The organism is Stenotrophomonas sp. HITSZ_GD (assembly GCF_029543105.1).
GTDB lineage: Bacteria > Pseudomonadota > Gammaproteobacteria > Xanthomonadales > Xanthomonadaceae > Stenotrophomonas_A.
Genome location: NZ_JARQXB010000003.1, coordinates 161,184 through 177,812, shown reverse-complemented (window position 1 = coordinate 177,812; position 16,629 = coordinate 161,184). Strand labels below are relative to the sequence as shown.

Below are 16,629 nucleotides of genomic sequence, written 5' to 3'. Positions count from 1 at the left end.
AGGGCCGATCCGTATCCTCATGCTGGAAGACAGTGCGCTCGACGCCGAGCTCATCGTCGCCCAACTCAAGCGCGCGAGCCTGGTGTTCGCGGTGGATCGCGTGTGGACGCGCGAGGACTTCCTGCGGGCGATCGAGCACGACTACGACGTGATCCTCGCCGACCACGTCTTGCCCGGTTTCGATGGCGACACCGCGCTGACCCTGGCGCGCGAGCATGCGCCGGAGATCCCCTTCATCTTCGTGTCCGGCACGCTCACCGAAGAGCTGGCCGTGCAGGCGCTGACGCGCGGTGCGCGCGATTACGTCGTCAAGCAGCGCCTGCAACGGCTGCCCGATGCCGTCGTGCGCGCGCTCGCCGAGCGCACCGAGCGCGCCAAGCTGGCGCGCGCCGAGGCCGAGCTGCAGCAAAGCCGCAACCGCCTGCAGCTGATCACCGATTCACTGCCGGCCCTGATCAGCCATCTCGGCCCGGACCACCGCTTCCGCTTCGCCAACCCCGCCAGCCTGGATTGGTATGGCATCGCGCCCGACGCACTGATCGGCATGTCGATCGCCGAGGTCGTGGGCGAGGCCGCCTTCGAGCGCGCGCGTCCCCACCTGGAGCGCGCGCTCGCGGGCGAGCGGATCAACTTCGAAAGCCATCTCACGCGCCCGGACGGTTCGGTGCGCTATGCGCAGGTGGATGGCGTGCCCGAGCGCGACGCGCACGGCGCCGTTACCGGCTACTACACGATGGCGCGCGACATCAGCGACCTCAAGCGCGCGGAGCTCTCGCTGCGTCAGATCAACGAGTCGCTGGAGCACCAGGTGCTGGAGCGCACCGCCGACCTGCGCCGCAGCGAGAGCCGCTTGCAGGCCGTGTTCCAATCCAGCTTCCAGCACCAGAGCCTGCTGACCATCCATGGCGATATCGTGCAGGCCAATGCCGCCTCGCTGGCGGCCATCCTGTGCACGTTGCCGGAGGTCGCCGGCCAGCCGTTCTGCGAATCGGCATGGTTCGCCGCCACGCCCGGCGCCCCGGCGCTGATCCGCGAAGCGGTGAGCGCGGCCGCGGCCGGCCGCGAGTCGCGCCACGAGCTGGAGCTGCAATTGCCGACCGGTACGCGCAGCTTCGACTTCTCGTTCCGCCCGCTGCACGACCCGGACGGCGAGGTGTCGGCCGTGGTGTCCGAGGCGGTGGAGACCACCGAGCGCCGCCAGGCCGAGGCGGCCTTGCGGCAGAGCCAGAAGATCGAGGCGGTGGGCCAGCTCACCGGCGGCATCGCGCACGATTTCAACAACATCCTGACCATCATCGCGGGCAACATCGAACACGCGCGATTGATGATCGACCACCTCGGCGATGCCGCCGCCCGCCCCGCCCGCGCGTTGGACAACGCGATGCGGGGCGTCTCGCGCGCCGCCGCGCTGACCCAGCGGCTGCTGGCGTTCGCGCGGCAGCAGCCGCTGCAGAGCCAGGCGGTGGACATCGGTGCGCACATGCAGGGCATGCAGGACATGCTGCAGCGTGCCCTCGGGGAACTGGTGCGGCTGCAGGTCGATGTCGCCCCCGACGCGTGGTGCGTGGAGCTGGACCCGGCGCAGCTGGAGAGCGCGATTCTCAATCTCGCGGTCAATGCCCGCGACGCCATGCCCGAGGGCGGCGTGCTGTCGATCGAAGCGGCTAACGTTCATCTGGACGAGGACTATGCCGCCCAGCATCCGGACATCGCCGAAGGCGACTACGTGCGGCTGCGCATCCGCGATACCGGGCACGGCATGTCACACGAGACCATGGTGCGGGTGTTCGAGCCGTTCTTCACGACCAAGGAAGTTGGCCGCGGCACGGGCCTGGGCTTGCCGATGGTATATGGCTTCGTCAAACAATCCGGCGGCCACGTGCTGCTGGAGTCCACGCTGGGCGTGGGCACGATGGTCACGCTGCTGTTCCCGCGTTCGGACCTGCCGCTGCCGCTTTCGCGCGAGACGCCGGCCCCGCTGATGGCAGGCGTCGACGCACCGGAAGAAACCCTGCTGGTAGCCGAAGACAACGACGATGTGCGCGCGTACACCGTGGAGGCGCTGCGCCACCTGGGCTATCGCGTACTGGAAGCGCATGACGGCGCATCCGCGCTGCGCCTGCTGGAGCGCCCCGACGTGCGCGTGGACCTGCTGCTCTCCGACATTGTCATGCCGGGCATGAGCGGCTGGGAACTCGCCCAGCAAGCCAAGCTGCGCAAGCCGGGACTGCGCGTGCTGCTGGCGTCTGGCTACCCGCGCGACATGGCGGCGCAGGACAGCGTGGCACGCGGCACGGCGATCCTCGCCAAGCCGTTCACGCGCGCGGATCTTTCCAACGCGGTCCGCAAGGCACTGGACGCGCCGGCGGTGGAAAACCAGGTCGCTGGCGCGGCACCTTGAAGTAAAGACAGGGCGGAGCGACGCAACGTCGCTCCGCCCGTTTCGCCGTACTTGGCGAAGACGCGTTCGGCAGTCACCTGCATTTAGTCGGGCGCCTTTTCGCTGATCAACCAGGCAATACCGCGCTGCTGGAACAGCAGCACGAGGGTATTTCCCCCGTCATCCAAGTAGGTGGCACTGGCCACTTCCGGCGGCGTTCCGATAAAGCTCGTCGCCGTCCACGCCACCGTGGGGTAGCGGTTCGCGAGAAACTGCTGCGCGGCGCGAGCAGGCTTGCTGCCGGCAAATTCCAGCATCTCTGCCGGGGTCTTATCCAAGAATCGCATAGGCGGCTCCTTGTGAACGTCGACCCGAGCATGCAAAGGCGAACCTGTACGAATTCATTCCGACGCGGATTTGCGTCAGCGGCGATTGCATTACGTGTAGCGCGGGTGATCACGCGCTCACTCGGCGTGGATGTCGCGCACGTTTGAGAAATTTCGTCGAGTGGTGGCGATCCGTGGGGGCTATCGCAAGGCTGAAACGATGCGCATTGAACGAAGACTTGCTCAGGGCATGGACCAAGTACGCAATGGCCGCGCCGAACCCGAAGACCCTGAAGCGTCTGCTCCTGCTTTCGCTTGAAAAGCACGCACTGCTGATGACGCAACTTGCGCTTGGCCCGCTCAATGCGCAAGGCGGTTTGACGAAGACGCTTCAGCGCCGAGATCGAGACCAGGAATGATCGATGGCATAAAGAGGCTGTCGGCCGCGCTCGATCCGCGGGTACCAAGGAGGCGTTGTTGTGCGCACCGGCGATACCGTCGCGCCCTTCCCCACCGCCCGCAGATGCCGCGTCAATGCGGCTACTACATGCACGTCATGCCGCCCAAGTTCCTGCACGGAGGAGCGCGGGACCTCGACGAGGTCGCTCCGGCCCTGAAAAGGCCTCATTCTCCCGGCGATTTCCCCGCACAAAGAAAAAGGGCCTGCGGAAGATCCGCAAGCCCTTGATATTTCTGGCGCCCGAAGTTGGACTCGAACCAACGACCCCCTGATTAACAGTCAAGTGCTCTAACCGGCTGAGCTATTCGGGCGGGGGCGCGCATTGTAACGAGATTTCCGGGAGGCATGCAAGCGCCCGAACATCACTTCTTTTCAGACCCTGATATCACCAGCAAACCGGGCCGTCGTCACTCGGCGCGGGCGTCTTGCGGTTCGCCTGATTGATGGTGAGCGTGCCGCACGGGTCACCCTCCTGGCTTCCCACCGGCACCGCTTCCAGCTCGAACGTGCTGGCATCGGGCTCTTCCGACCACTGGATCGTGTAACGCGCGGTCCCTTCGCGCGGCGACTGCGCAAATGGCAGGTCGAACTCGCCATAGGTGTTGTGCACCGTGCGGGAGCGCTCGGCGAGCTGCGCCAGCTCGAGCAGGTCGGCCTTGGCCTGCGCGCGACGCGACTTGCGCACCTGGTCGGTGAACGAGGGATACGCGATCGCCGCGATGATCGCGATGATCGCCACCACGATCATCAGCTCGATCAGGGTGAAGCCGGCGGCGTCGCGGCGATTACGGGTGCTGCCCAGGGCCATCATCGAAGTCCTCGTGTTCATCGCAGTTGTCGCCAGGATTGACGGCCGCACACGCGCGCGGTGGTCAGGGTGTTGGTCGAATCGGGGCTGTCCAGGATCACCTCGGTGCAACGCGCCTCGCTGCCACCGTCCTCGTCGGGCAGTGTGCAGTCGTCGTCGCCGGGGTTGCAGAACGCCGGGTCCGGCTTGGAGTTGTGCGTCAGGCCCACGTTCTGGTTCGGCGCATCGCCCTTGGTACCCACCGCCACCGTGTCCTCGCCACCCACGGTGGTGCCGGAAGGCTCCAGCGTCACCACGCCCATGTTCGGCGTACCGGTCAGCGAGGCCAGCTTGTACGTCATGTTCAGGCCGCCCGGATCGCAGTCGGCCGTGACGCCCGGCGTGTAGGTCGGGAACAGGATGCTGCCTTCGGAGATCTGTGGCTGGGCGATCATGCGCTCGCCCTGTGCATCGTCGCCCACCACCAGGTCCATGAACCAGCCGCGGTGCGTGTAGTAGTTCACCGAATTGCGGCTGCCCACGCGCGTGGAGGGATCTCCATTGCTGCCGGCACTGAGCGTCTGTTGCACGAGCGCGCTACGCGAATTGTCCACCGCCGTGCCGTTGTCCCACACCGCATACAGGCTGCTGATGTCCTTGGTGCCGTTGTCGCCCACGGCGAAGTAGCGGCCGGTACCGAAGTACACCATGTAGCCCGTGCCCGGACCCACCGCGATTTCCAAGCCGCCGGTGATCGGCTGCCGGTTGCCGCTCGGGTCGCGCGCGATGAACAGCGGCTTGGCATTGCCCAGGCCGTCGCGATAGGACGTGCCCCAGTTCGCTTCGTTCGCGTCGCTCAGGTCGAACTTCCACAGGTTGCCGTGGAGGTCGCCGCCGTACACGGTGTCCACCAGGCCGTCGTAGTCGGTATCCACGGCGGAGATGCTGCCCATGCCGTTGTAGCCCAGCTCGGACAACCCCGCGGCGGTCTCGTTGCCGACGATGCCATCGTCCACCATGATCTTCTTGATCACCGCACCGGTGGCGATATCCACCACGAACAAGCCGGCCCGGCCGTTCGTGCTGTTGTAGCCGTTGCCGAACAGCGCGACCCAGCGGCCGTTCTGCAGCGGCACCACGACCGGCTTGCCCATCACGTAGCCCAGGTCCGGCTGCGTGGTGGAGGTGACTTCCCACATCACGTTGCTTTCGTCGAACTCGCCGGGGTTGCTGATATCCAGGCCGAACACCGAGCGGCCGCCGGCGCCCAGGCCACCCACCAGCACGGTCTTCCAGCTGCCATCGACCACGGCGTCGCCCAGCGTGAGCTTGCCATCCACGTAGTACTGGTGCTGGTAGGCGCGGTTGGCCAGGTAGGCCATGTTGCGCAGCACGCCGTTGGGGACATAGGCGAACTGCTCGTCGCCCTGGTCGTTGAAGGCGTGCAGCATGCCGTCGTTGGCGCCTACGTACACGTACTCGCGGTTGCTCGAATCCGCCTTGGCGGTCAGATAGGTGGTGTACGCGGTGCGCGTGGCCTGCGGCAGGCCGCTGGCGCGTGCCCAGCCGTAGTTGGCGCGCTTGGTGGCCACCACCGGCGAGGAGTTGATAATGTCGCCCATGATGCTGCTGCGCGTACGGAACGGCGCCGTATTGAGCACCGCACCCTCCATCGTGCGCTCGCCGCGCAGGTAGGCGACCAGCTGGTTCGGCGTGACCGCGCCGAAGTTGGCGGAGATCTCGCCTTCGGTATAGCCCAGCCGCCCGAACATCTCGCTGTTGCTGGTGTTATTCGGGTCCACGGCGAGTTGCGCGGCGCGGAACTCGCGTACGTTGTCGTCGCGGTTGGCCGAATTGACGTCGGCGATGGCGGTGTACACCTTGCGCTCGTTCACCGCCGTGGCCGTCGCCGGCAGGCGCGCGGCCGCCGACCACAGCTTGGCGCCGAAACCACCGCTGGAGGACACCGAGTAGGCGGTGATATCGCCCACCCAGTCCTTGCCGTCGTTGAGGCTGGCATACGACGGCACCACCAGGAACGAGCTGGCGCTGACGCGGGCGCCGACCACCGCGGTGGAACCGCTGAAGCCGGACGAGGTGCCGATGGCATCGAACGCCTTGGTCAGCTGCTCGCGCAGGTACAGCGGGTTGGTGACCAGGAAGTAGTTGGTCGGGTCGCCATCGGCGTCCAGGGTCACGCCCTGGTCGTTGCCATACTTGGCGGCATACCACAGCGGATCCTTGAGCAACGTCGCGCCGGCGGTGTTGCCCACGCTGAAGTTGCGCACGGCGGTCGGCGGCAGGCCGGTGCAGTCGCTCGGCATCGAAGTGGTGTTGCAGTAGCCCGGCGAACGGCCCGGCGGGGTATTCAACTTGTAGGCCTGCTGGCCGGCGCAGCTGCTGCGGTTGCCGTCGTTGGTGCGGCCGTCGGCCAGGTCACAGACCTCCAGGTACACGCCGTCGTCGGTGGTGCCGGAGATGATGTAGCCCATGTGCTGGTCGATGCCGCCGGCGGCGTACTCGGACTTCAGCGTCACCTTCAGCTCGTTGGTCGCCGTCACCTCCAGCGTGTAGAGCACGATGGCGTCCATGTCATGGTCGGCGCCCTGCTCCACGTCCTCGTAGTTGATGCGGAACTCGGCGTAGGGGCGGCCGCCGTTGACCGTGGCGTCCTGGTCGCGCGCACCCGTGTTGGCGACCTTGGCGACGTAGAAGTCCACGATCTGGTCGGTCGGCTGGAAGTTGCCGCTGGCGTCGATCGAGCTGCCGCGCACCGACTTGGCGAACGGCACCAGGGTCACCCGGCCGCTTCCCACCGGGAATTCGAACTTCGGCAGCGGCGAAGCCAGCGCCACCGAGTAGGTCCGCACGAACTTGTCGCCACCGATCTTGTGGTTGGCGCCGAAGCGCGCCACCGAGGCGGAGTAGTACGTACCCTGCTTGGACGGCTCCTCCGGCGACAGGCCGCGGATGGTGGACATGTTGTTGACGTCCTTCGGCGTCGGCGCGTTGTCCACCACGCCGTTGGATTCGCCGATGAACACCTTGCGCGTGCCGCCGCCTTCCGCCGCCCAGATGGCGTCGGCCTCGGTGGACACGTTCAGCCCGCTGAGCGAGGTCGGGTCGCCGCTACCGCTGAACGTGCTCCAGTGGGAGCCAGGCAACTTGTAGTCGTAGGACGGGTTGATGTCGCTGAGCACCGTCATGGTCGGCTGCGAGCAGGCCGGGTAGCCGCCACCGCCGTTGGCCTTGGAGGTGTAAGGCGGCACCCAGCTCGGCTTGGACAGCGCCAGCGTGGCGATGTCCTGCGAGTTGTTGTTGATGTCGTATTCCGCGCGCGGCTGCGTGGCGCCGCCGAAGTAGCGCAGCGTCTCGTACATCATTTCCGCGACGGGGTTGCCCCACATCCAGCACTCGCCGGCATTCACCGGGCGGGTGGTGATCCAGCCGCAGCCGTACTGGTAGCCGTTGTAGTTGAAGTCGAGCATGCGGAAGGTGCTAATCGTATGCACGATGCCCTTCACGTCGTTGCCGCTGCCGCAGTTGCCGTTGAGGCAGAACTGGCCAGTGGTCGGGCTCAGCTCGCGCGAGAAGCTCGACATGTTCGAATGCAGCACGCCACCGGTGGTGTTCTTCTGGTACGAGCCGGTGAGCAGGCCGAAGAACATGCGGTTGCTCTCGCCGTACTCGTGCAGGATGCCGGTCGGCTTGTAGGAGGTGTTGTTCGAGTAGACCTTGCAGTTGTCCTCGCGCAACGCGGCCTTGCCGGCACCCGGCGGGCACGCTTCCACGCGCAGCGGATAGTTGGTCATGCTGACCGAGCCGCCGGAATCGGGCGTCTTCCAGTACAGCTGCCAGTAGTCGTCGCCGGCGTTTTCGCGATGGCGGACCTGCACGGTGTGGCTGCCCTGGGTGAGGTTGACCGTGCCGGAGTGGCTGGTCAGGCCGTTGGCGGAGGTGTCGCCGCCATGGTCGCCATACCAGCCGACCACGAGGCGGCCGTCGATATACACGTCGATCGCGTCGTCGCCGTTGACGGCGAAGCTGTAGTTGCCGGCGGTGGAGGCGTAGATATTGCCGGTGATCAGCGTGGCGTACCCATCCTGCGTACAGTTGTTGCTGCCGGGCACGAAGGGATTGTTGTTCGGACCGGTGGTGTAGATCTGGGTGAGGTTGGTGCCCGTGCCGCAACGGTTGTTGTCGCGGTTGCCGTTGAAGAACGTGGTCATATCCGCGTCGCTGCCGGGCGTGTTGCCCGAACGCTTCCACGTCGTGATCCGCAGGTTGGACAGGTTGGCGGCCGGCACCACCTGCCAGCCATCCGCCGTGCCGGAGCCGGTCACGCAGTTCACGCGGCTGTTGTTGGCGGTGAAGCAATCGTCACCGGCCACCGGGCGTTCGATCGACACCCAGTTCCAGATCTTGAAGGTGGTGTTGCGCAGCACCCGCATCTGCGGGATGCCGTTGTCGCTGAGCGTGGTCACCGCGAACAGGTGGTAACGGCCGGTGCCCGGCGCGCTCAGCGGGGTGTACTTGGTGATGTCGTAACCATCCACCGCCTGGGAGGTGTACTGCTTGCCCCAGCTATGGGCGTCCTGCGGGGTGTAGGACGCGCGCAGGATGGTCTGCGTGGCGCTATCGACCTCGCGGTAGCCACCGAAAAGCACCTTGCGCAGGGCGTCCATGCGCGAGGTGGTCACGTAGTTGAGGAAGTCGCCGCTCCAGGTGGCGCCGTCGCACTGCTTGCCGTTGGTGCCGCCGGCCGCCGACGAGGGCACGAACTTGGTGCCGTCGGTCGTGTAGCAGACGTGGGAGTTGTAGTAGCCGTAGTAGGTCGAGATCTGGTCCGGCTTGTAGCCGACGTCCAGCGCGCCATCGTTGTCCAGGTCCGAGGCGTCGTTGTACGCCTCGTAATAGAGCTTGTGGTCGCGCCCCATCACCAGCATGTTCAGCGGCGGCAGCGCGACGCGGGTGAACAGCGGCGCGTCGGCGATGTTGAGCGGGCCCGGCGCGGTGACGCCCTTGTAGACGAGCGAACCCAGCGCGGCGATCGCGACCAGGGGCAAGCCGTACTTGAGGAGATTGAGTTTCATCGATCAGGGCCTGATGAAGATGGTGTCGACCGCGGCCAGCGAAGAAGAAGCGGCGGCGTCATCGGGGAGATTGCGGCTGAACGCGGTGGTGCGGAACATGTTGCAGGGCTGCTCGGAGACATCCACGCCGGCCCCGGCGCTGCACTGGCGGTTGCAGATGCTGACGTTGCGCGTGCGCACCTCCGAACCCACGTCGTTGCCCACCTCGTTCGCCCACTCCACCGGCTCGAACGGCACGTTGCATTCTTCGTAGTCGTACTCGCCGCCGCTGGTGATGTCGGCCTCGCGCTCGCGCACCTGCAATTCGGCTTGCTGGAACGCCTGGTTGGACGCCAGGTAGTTGGCCGACATGCGCTCCTGCATGCTGGCGACCTGCATGCCGACCACGCCGATCAGCGCCAGCAGGATCAACATGATCAAGGCCACGTAGAGCACGGCGCCTTGCTGGTGGCCGCCACCCAGGCGGGTGGCCTGGAATTTGCGCTGGTTCATGCGTCAGTTCCCGAACAGGCGGTTGCGCAGCGCAACCGTGGTTTCGTATACGGAGCGGTAATGCCCGTCGGCGGGCGGATTGATCGACACCGCCAGCACGCTCATGTCGCCGTCCTCGGCCTGCTCGGAGGCGGCCCGCTCGCTGCCGCCGCGCACGATCAGGCCCACCTGCACCGAGCCGATGCGGCGCCAACGCGCGGCGTTGGTCGCATCGCCGATGTCGGCGGCCGAATAGCTTTCGTTGATGTAGCCGCTGGGCATGGAGGTCAGCGCGGCCGAGTCCTGGCCATACAGCAGCTGCAAGGACTCCACGCCTTCCACCATCTCTTCCGAATCCACGGCGAGCGCGCCCGCCGGATTGGCGCGCCAGCGCGCGCGATACAGCGACGGCACGTTGTCCGCGTTCAGCCCCACGTAGTAGGCCACTGACTCGGCGCGGAACAGCGACGCCTGGCCGGCGCTGTAGGCCGGCGCGCCGTCGTGGGAGCCGACGAAGCTCAGCGAGCTGAGGTTCAAGCCGCTCTGGTCCACGTTCATGCCGGTGTTGCCCGGCGCGGCGGTGGCCTGGAACACGGTGGCGCCACCGCAGTCGGCCACCGCGTACAGGCCGCGGCCACCGGTCGCCACGCGGGTGCTGCCCGCCGCGCCTTCGTCCGGGTAAATGACGGCCGGCGTCGCGCCAGGTGTGTAGCCCTGGATCTTGGTTTCTTCCGCCGAGAAGTAGCGCAGCATGACGATGTCGCTGCCGCGGATCGGCCGCGGGGTCAGGTTGGCCAGCGCGTTGGGCAGCGCCGGCGACCAGTCGGCAGCGGCACCGGCGGCGGGCGTGGTGCTGACCGCGAGGCTGTCGCCCGGTTCGGTGCCGACCGCATCGAAGCCCTGGATGGCGACATCGAAGCGCAGCGGGAACGGAACGTTGGCCACCGTATTGCTGTTGCGGTCGGCCTCGTTGAGGAACAGCGTGCGGATGTTGCCGCCGATCGGCAGGCCGGCGGCATTGGCGGCCAGCAGCTGCTGGTCGTTGACGCAGCCGGTGTGGCCGGCCATGCGCAGGTCGCGCGACAGGAAGTCGATCGCGAAGCGGCCGTTCTCCTGGTTGCGCGCGATGCCCTGGGAAAGCTGGTAAGCCTGGCGCGAAGCGGCGAAGACCTGGATCAGGCCGAGGATCAGCACCAGGCCGATCACCATGGCGATCATCAGTTCGATCAGCGACAGACCCGCCTGGCGACGGCGGCCTCGCGCTGCCGCGCGGGCTACGGCGAAACTCATATCCGGCTCCTCACGGTGAACGCGGTCACGGCCTTGGTGACGTCGGTTTCCCAGCTGGAATCGCCCCAGCGCACGGTCACGTCCACGGTGCCGTCCGCCTGCAGCTGCACCTGCGCCTGCCCGTCCGGCAGCGCGGTGGCGACCTCGCACTTCCAGCGATCGATGCTGGCCGTGGGCCCCATGTCCTGGCCCCGCTCGCACGGCCCGCTGATGCCGCCGAAGCTGTCGTAGCTGATGCCGTTGAAGTAGGAGCCGCGGCTGCGCTGGCTGCGCATGATGTCGATGATCTCGTAGGCCAGGTTGGTGGCCACGGTGCGCTGCTGCGCGCTCTTGGTGAAACGCACGTTCATCGTCTGCAGCAGCGCGAAGGCCAGCAGGCCCACGCCCATCACCAGCACGGCGATCATCACTTCGATCAGGGTGAAGCCCGCCGCGCTGGCGCGGGGACGGAAACTCAAACGCCGGCTCATGGGCAATTTCCCTTGGTGACGCGCACCGTGCCCGTCGGGCTCACGTTGACGGTGCGCTGCAGCTCCTGGCCGCCGCAGGTGGTGGGACGCAGGACGATGGCCTGGTCGGCCGTGGAAACGCGCATGCCGCGCGAGTTGAAGGCGATCACGTCCACGCCGTCGCCATCGGCTTCCATCTTGGGGTTGAGCTGGGTGAAGTTGATGACGGTATCGCCATCGGTGAAATCGCCGCTGCCGTCGTTGTCGGCGAACGCGATCCAGCCATTGCTCCAGTTGCCGTTGCAGCCCTCGCCGTCGGCGCTGGCGCACACGCCGCCGCCGCGGGTGTTGCGTACCGCCTCGCTGCGGGCCATCGACAGGGCCGACAGCAGCGCGTTGTTGGTGGTGGCCACGCGGTTGGAACGGAAGGTCGCCTCGAAGCTGGGGAAGGCGATCGCGACCAGGATCGCCAGCACGGCGATGGTCACCATCAGTTCCACCAGTGTGAAGCCACGACTGCTACGGCACGGCATACATACGCTCCCCAGCGTGTAGGTGCCCAGCGTGCCCGCCGGGACCGCCGGGGGCAAGCACGGGCGGGACGAACGGTCGGTTCGGGCGGACGGGCGTCAAGGCTTTGACGCCCGCCCTCCCCGGCCAGCCCCGGGGGCCGGCGCCCGGATCAGGTCACGACCCGGTAGCAGGGCTTGTAGTCCCCGGCGATCTTCATGCGGCGCTGCTCGACGAAGGCGCGCAGCAGTTCGTCCAGGGCCTGCATCATCTGGGCATCGCCGTGGATCTCGAACGGGCCGTGGGCCTCGATCCGCTGCATGCTTTCCTCCTTCACGTTGCCGGCCACGATGCCGGAGAACGCGCGGCGCAAGTCGGCCGCCAGCGCCGGCGCCGGCCGGCCCTGGTGCAGGTCCAGCCCGGCCATCGCCTCGTGCGTGGGCACGAACGGGCGCTGGTATTCCTCGGGAATGGTGATCGACCAGTTGAAGTAGAACGAGTCGCGCTGGGCGATGCGGTATTCGCGCACCTGCTTGATGCCGCGGGTCATGCGGCGCGCCACCTCGACCGGGTCGCCAACGATGATCTCGTAGCGCGAGGCGGCCGCATCGCCCAGCGTCAGGCGGATGAAGCGGTCGATCTGCTCGAAGTACGGCGCGGCGATGCTCGGGCCGGTGAGGATCAGCGGCAGCGGGAGGTGGGCGTTTTCCTCGCGCAGCAGGATGCCCAGCAGGTAGAGGATTTCCTCCGCCGTGCCCACGCCGCCCGGGAAGACGATGATGCCGTGGCCGATGCGGACGAAGGCCTCCAGGCGCTTCTCGATGTCCGGCATGATGACCAGGTGGTTGACGATGGGGTTGGGCGATTCGGCGGCGATGATGCCCGGCTCGGTCACGCCGATGTAGCGCGTGTTGGTGCGGCGCTGCTTGGCGTGGGCGATGGTGGCGCCCTTCATGGGCCCCTTCATCGCGCCCGGGCCGCAGCCGGTGCAGATGTCCAGCCCGCGCAGGCCCAGCTCGTAGCCGACCTGCTTGGTGTAGAGGTATTCGTCGCGCGAGATCGAGTGGCCGCCCCAGCACACCACCAGGTTCGGGTCGGAGGGCTGCAGGATGCGCGCGTTGCGCAGCAGGCCGAAGACCGCGTTGGTGATGCCCTCGCCCGACTCCAGGTCAGCCGCGTACTGCGGGCCCAGTTCGATGGCCATGTAGGCCAGGTCGCGCACCACGGCGAACAGCAGCTCGGCCACGCCGCGGATGATCTCGCCATCCACGAACGCCATCGCCGGCGCCTTGCTCAGGTCGATGCGCACCCCCCGGTCCTGCTGGGTGACCTGGATGTCGAAATCCGGATAGAGATCGCGCGCGGCGCGCGGGTCGTCCGAGGCGCTGCCGCTGGTCAGCACCGCCAGCGCGCAACGGCGCAACAATTCATGCATGCCGCCGGCGGAAGCATCGCGCAGGCGCGCCACTTCGGCGCGGGAGAGCACGTCCAGCCCGCCGCGCGGGTAGATCCGCGCATCCACTGCCGGCAGCGCCGTCGCCACCTTGTTGCCTTGTTCCATGAGCTACTCCTTCAATGCAGCCGCGGGACTGTAACCCAGTCCCCCCGACAAAAGAAAACGGCCGGGTTGCCCCGGCCGTCTCCTGTTCCGCTTGGGTTCCGAAGGATCAGAACTGGTAGCGGAAGCCCACCTGCAGCGACCACTGCGAGACACCGACGTTGAAGCCGTCGGCGTCCGCGTTGGCAGCGGTCGGCTGGCTGGTGCCGGTGTAGTTGTACACGTACTGGCCGTTGTAGATGCCGGCCAGGCGCGCCACCGAGGCGTCGGCGTAGAAGCCGTAGTCCACGATGTGGCCCCAATCCTTGTTGATCAGGTTGCCCACGTTCTGGATGTCCAGCCAGATCTGCGACTTGTGGCCCTTGTAGAAGCCCGGCAGCTCCTGGCTGATGCGCACGTCGAAGGTGTTCACGAAACCGGTGCGGAAGGCATTGGCCGGGGCATAGCTGCCGGCGTACTTCGCCACTTCCGGATGCGCGGCGAGCCAGGCATTGAAGTTGGCGGCCATGGTGGCGTCCGGGGTGAACTGGCCGGCCGAGTTCACGCTGCCGAACAGCACGTCGCCATTCGGAACGTAGAACAGGTCGTTGTAGGTACGGCCGTCGCCATTGAAGTCGTTGGCGTAGACGTAGCTGAACGGACGACCGCTGCGGCCTTCGTACACCAGGCCCACGCGGGTTTCGTAGTCACCGAAGAACTTGTGCTTCCAGTCCAGCGAACCGCTGATGCGGTCCTTGATCTCGTAGCGCGAGGTGTTCTCGGTGTTCGAGTTCACGTCGAAGGCGTACTGGTACGCCCAGCCCGAGCTGGCGGTGGAGCTGGTCAGCGGGCCGACTTCGGTGGCGTGGGTGTAGGTGTAGCCCAGGGTCCAGGACCAGTCGCTGCCTTCCGAGAACGGCTTGGTCAGCGAGACGGTGAACTGCGAGGTCTTGCCCTTGTCGGTGTTGTCGATCAGGTAGACGGCGTCGTAGTTGCTGTAGCGACCGAAGCGGCTGGCGGCCGAGTTGCTGCCGGTTTCCGCCGAGGTCCAGCTGACCTTGGTCGGGTTCCAGTACAGGGTGCGGCCGTCCGGACCGGTATAGCCCGGGCCCAGGTTCAGCGCCTGGTAGTACAGGCCGTCCTTGACCTTGGTGTACAGCACTTCGGCCGACGCGACGATGCCATACCACGGCAACTCGCTGTCAATGGCCAGGTTCGCCTTCCACAGCGACGGCTGCTTGAAGTCGTGGCCGACGAAGTTGACGTTCTGCAGCCGCGAGCCCGGCACGGTCGGGACCGGCTGGTTCAGACCATCCGGCGAGAACGGCACAGGCGTGGTAGTGGTGCTGGTGTTTGTCTGGTTGTACGAGGTGTAGTTCAGGCCGGTGTTGGAGTAGCTGTTGCCGATCCACACCTGCGGCGAATCACCCTGGAACAGGCCCACGCCACCGCGCAGCTGCATCGGGCGGTCGGTGTCGAAGTTGTAGTTGAAGCCCACGCGCGGCTGGAACAGGAAATCGCCGTTGAAGATTTCGCTGTTGTTGTAGCCGAAGGTGTTCGAGGCGGGCGCGTTGTAGGTCGGCGACGGGCTGGTGTCCGGACGGTCGGCGCGCAGGCCCAGGGTCAGGGTCAGGTTGCTGTTGACGTACCAGGTGTCCTGCACGAACAGGCCCAGGCTGTTGTACTTGTAGTCGGCCGGGATCGAACCGGGCGAGGTCTCGGCGGCCAGGCGGTAGCTGGACCAGATGCCGGCGGCGAAGTTGTCCAGGCCCTGGAAGATGTAGCTGCCCCAGCCGTTCTGGGCGAAGTAGTTGTAGATCTCGTTGGTGCTGTAGTCCACGCCGAACTTCAGGTCGTGGTCACCCAGCGTCCAGGTACCGGCACCGTAGTAGTTCCAGGTCTTGGTCGTCAGGATGTTGTTCTGCGAGCTCAGCTCCGTACCCAGGTACAGCGAGTCGTTGCCCGACTGGATCTGGATGCTCGGCGCGGTGGTCGGGGTGACGCGGATGGCCGAGTAGTCACGGTAGGACACCTTGAACTCGGTCGAGAAGGTGTCGGTCCAGTCGGAGAACAGCTGGCCGACGTAGCTCTCGATCGACTTCTCGTGCTGGTACCAGTACGAGCTCAGCGAGACCGAGCTGCTGGCCATGCCGTTGATGCGCAGCTTGCTCTGGTCGAGCTTGCTGTAGCGCACGCTGGCGCGGTGCTGGTCGTTGATGTTCCAGTCCAGCTTCAGCGCGTACTCTTCCAGGTCGGTGTTGCCGTTGCTGCTCAGCGTGCCCGGGTCGATGCCCCAGTTGTTCTGGGCGATCTGCTGGGCCTTCGCGATGAAGTCGTCATTGATGACCGCATTGGCCTTGCCGTACGCGGTGCTGGCCAGGTCGGCGCCCGGCGCGTTCTGCTCGAACTTCTCGTAGTTGGCGAAGAAGAACAGCTTGTCCTTGACGACCGGACCACCCAGGGTCATGCCGTAGGTCTTTTCCTTGGTGAAGCCGTTGAACGGGGTGCCGTCCGGGTTGTCGCCGAACCAGTCGCCGTCGCGGTAGCTGCCGTACACCGAGCCGTGGAACTCGTTGGTACCGGACTTGGTCACCGCGTTGACGGTGGCGCCGGCGGCGCTGGCGATGCTGACGTCGTAGTTGGACAGGTTGATGTCGAGGGCTTCGATGGCCTCCATCGACACCGGCTGGCGACGGGTCGCCATGTTGTTGCCTTCCAGGCCGAAGGTGTCGCTGGCGGCGACGCCGTCGATGCTGACGGAGTTGTAGCGCGGGTTCAGGCCGCCGGCCGAGATGCTGCCCGAGGCGCGGTCAACGAAGGCCACGCGCGGGTCCAGCCGCATGTAGTCCTGGATGTTGCCGTTGATGGACGGCAGCGCGGTGATCGTCTCCTGGCTGACCTGGGTGCCCGAGCCGGTCTTGGTGGCGCTGAACACTTCCGAGCCACCGGCCACGGCCACGGCGTTGACGGTTTCCAGGGTGGTCAGGTCACCGGTCAGCGCGGCGTTGACGCTCGCGGTCTGGTTGACGCCCAGGTAGATGCCGTCCTCGGTCTTGGTGCCCTCGCCCGGCTTGGTGATGGTGATGCTGTACGGACCACCGACGCGCAGGCCGCGCGCGGTGTAGCGACCCGCTTCGTCCGTGGTGGCGCGGCTGACCGTGCCCGACTCGACGTGGGTGATGGTCACTTCGGCGCCGGACACCGGCTGGCCGCTGGTGGAGGTGACCACGCCGCCGACGCCGGCGGAGGTGCTCTGCGCGAACACGGGCGCGGCGGCAAGGGCGGCCACGAGGCCAAGCGCGAGCTTGGACATGCGGAACTGGCGG

11 protein-coding genes and 1 tRNA gene are annotated in these 16,629 nt (G+C 66.5%); 2 read left to right on the top strand and 10 right to left on the bottom strand.

Annotated elements, in window-relative coordinates:
• The first annotated feature begins 19 nt into the window (after window positions 1-19).
• The gene (locus tag P6166_RS04245; protein ID WP_277763279.1) at window positions 20-2,401 is read left to right on the top strand and encodes a PAS domain-containing protein; all 2,382 of its coding nucleotides are present in this window, start codon (window positions 20-22) and stop codon (window positions 2,399-2,401) included.
• 83 nt (window positions 2,402-2,484) lie between these two features.
• Here the strand turns inward: P6166_RS04245 and P6166_RS04240 are convergent, their stop codons facing one another.
• Entirely contained in the window at window positions 2,485-2,727 is a 243-nt protein-coding gene (locus tag P6166_RS04240; protein WP_277763278.1) for a hypothetical protein, read from the bottom strand.
• Window positions 2,728-2,933: 206 nt separating this feature from the next.
• Here P6166_RS04240 and P6166_RS04235 point away from each other — a divergent pair, with 206 nt between their 5' ends.
• Complete coding sequence (locus P6166_RS04235) at window positions 2,934-3,125, top strand: hypothetical protein (protein ID WP_277763277.1); 192 nt, start codon at window positions 2,934-2,936, stop codon at window positions 3,123-3,125.
• 275 nt (window positions 3,126-3,400) lie between these two features.
• Here the strand turns inward: P6166_RS04235 and P6166_RS04230 are convergent.
• The 9 genes from P6166_RS04230 to P6166_RS04190 form a co-directional block, all read right to left on the bottom strand.
• Window positions 3,401-3,477 (bottom strand) — tRNA-Asn (locus P6166_RS04230).
• A 74-nt stretch (window positions 3,478-3,551) separates the two neighbouring features.
• Window positions 3,552-3,995 (bottom strand): type IV pilin protein, encoded by a 444-nt coding sequence (locus P6166_RS04225; protein ID WP_277763276.1) that lies wholly within the window; start codon window positions 3,993-3,995, stop codon window positions 3,552-3,554.
• Window positions 3,992-9,046, bottom strand: coding sequence for a PilC/PilY family type IV pilus protein (locus tag P6166_RS04220; protein ID WP_277763275.1), 5,055 nt, complete (start codon window positions 9,044-9,046; stop codon window positions 3,992-3,994). The genes P6166_RS04225 and P6166_RS04220 overlap by 4 nt, the downstream gene beginning before the upstream one ends.
• Before the next feature lie 3 nt (window positions 9,047-9,049).
• The gene (locus tag P6166_RS04215) at window positions 9,050-9,538 is read right to left on the bottom strand and encodes a PilX N-terminal domain-containing pilus assembly protein (protein WP_277763274.1); all 489 of its coding nucleotides are present in this window, start codon (window positions 9,536-9,538) and stop codon (window positions 9,050-9,052) included.
• A 3-nt stretch (window positions 9,539-9,541) separates the two neighbouring features.
• Complete coding sequence (locus P6166_RS04210) at window positions 9,542-10,807, bottom strand: PilW family protein (RefSeq protein WP_277763273.1); 1,266 nt, start codon at window positions 10,805-10,807, stop codon at window positions 9,542-9,544.
• Window positions 10,804-11,277, bottom strand: a complete 474-nt coding sequence (gene pilV, locus P6166_RS04205; RefSeq protein WP_277763272.1) for a type IV pilus modification protein PilV — start codon at window positions 11,275-11,277, stop codon at window positions 10,804-10,806. Before pilV ends, P6166_RS04210 begins: the two co-directional genes overlap by 4 nt.
• Window positions 11,274-11,789, bottom strand: coding sequence for a Tfp pilus assembly protein FimT/FimU (locus tag P6166_RS04200; RefSeq protein WP_277763271.1), 516 nt, complete (start codon window positions 11,787-11,789; stop codon window positions 11,274-11,276). The genes pilV and P6166_RS04200 overlap by 4 nt, the downstream gene beginning before the upstream one ends.
• Before the next feature lie 149 nt (window positions 11,790-11,938).
• On the bottom strand, window positions 11,939-13,327 hold the full coding sequence (gene ppnN, locus P6166_RS04195; RefSeq protein WP_277763270.1) for a nucleotide 5'-monophosphate nucleosidase PpnN: 1,389 nt from the start codon (window positions 13,325-13,327) through the stop codon (window positions 11,939-11,941).
• 106 nt (window positions 13,328-13,433) lie between these two features.
• The gene (locus P6166_RS04190) at window positions 13,434-16,616 is read right to left on the bottom strand and encodes a TonB-dependent receptor (protein ID WP_277763439.1); all 3,183 of its coding nucleotides are present in this window, start codon (window positions 16,614-16,616) and stop codon (window positions 13,434-13,436) included.
• Window positions 16,617-16,629 lie beyond the last annotated feature (13 nt).